Genomic DNA, 1,051 nt, shown 5'->3' on the forward strand with positions numbered 1-1,051 from the left:
AGCTCGTGAGCGCTTCCAGAATGCGCGCCCAGGAGCGCTGGCCCTTGTGGAAGGAACTCAACTCGTACTTTTCATTGGGCGAGTGGATGCGGTCGTCGTCGAGGCCGAAACCGACCAGCAGCGACTCCATGCCGAGATAGGTCTGGAAGTCGCCGACCACGGGGATCGAGCCGCCGCCGCCGATCGTCACCGCCGGCTTCGGCCATTCGTCCGACAGCGCCGTCTTGGCCTTGGCCAGGAACGGCGAGTCGTAGGAAAGCTGGATCGCCGGCGAGCCACCATGCGGGTGGAACTCCACCGAACAGTCGGCCGGAATGCGCTCCCTGACGAATTGCTGGAAGGCGGCGCGGATCTTCTTGGGATCCTGCTTGTGGACGAGGCGGAAAGATACTTTCGCCGAGGCCTGCGCCGCAATCACTGTTTTGAAGCCCTTGCCGGTATAGCCGCCGGTGATGCCGTTGAACTCGGCCGTCGGCCGTGCCCAGGTGAGTTCCAGCAGCGAGCGGCCCTTTTCGCCCGACGGAATCGACAGGCCGACGGGGCCAAGGAACGTCTCGGCCGTTTCGCCCAGCGTTTCCCATGATTTCAGGATCTGCGACGGCGTTTCCTCGACGCCGTCATAGAAGCCCGGGATGGTGATATGGCCGTCCTTGTCGTGAATGTCGGCCAGCACCTTTGCCAGGATGCGGATCGGGTTGGCAGCGGCGCCGCCATAGAGACCCGAATGCAGGTCGCGGTCGGCGGCCTTCACGATGATCTCCTCGCCAACCAGCCCGCGCAGCCCCACGCAGATCGACGGCGTGTCGCGGTCCCACATGCTGGTATCGCAGACCAGCGCGAAATCAGCCTTGAGTTCATCGGCATTGGCTTCGAGGAAGGGCTTCAGCGACGGCGAGCCCGACTCCTCCTCGCCCTCGAACAGGATGGTGATGCGGCACGGCAGATTGCCATGCACCTGCTTCCAGGCCCGGCAAGCCTCGACGAAGGTCATCAACTGCCCCTTGTCGTCGGCCGAGCCGCGCCCGGTGATCACCTTGCGGCCGGGCTCGAG

Annotated in this window: 1 protein-coding gene; it reads right to left on the bottom strand. The window is 64.5% G+C overall.

Annotation, left to right across the window (positions count from 1 at the left end; genetic code table 11):
• On the bottom strand, nucleotides 1-1,051 hold a 1,051-nt coding region (locus tag FJ980_RS34010; RefSeq protein WP_140547709.1), incomplete at both ends, for a M20/M25/M40 family metallo-hydrolase.

Source organism: Mesorhizobium sp. B1-1-5, from assembly GCF_006443065.1.
Classification (GTDB): Bacteria; Pseudomonadota; Alphaproteobacteria; order Rhizobiales; family Rhizobiaceae; genus Mesorhizobium.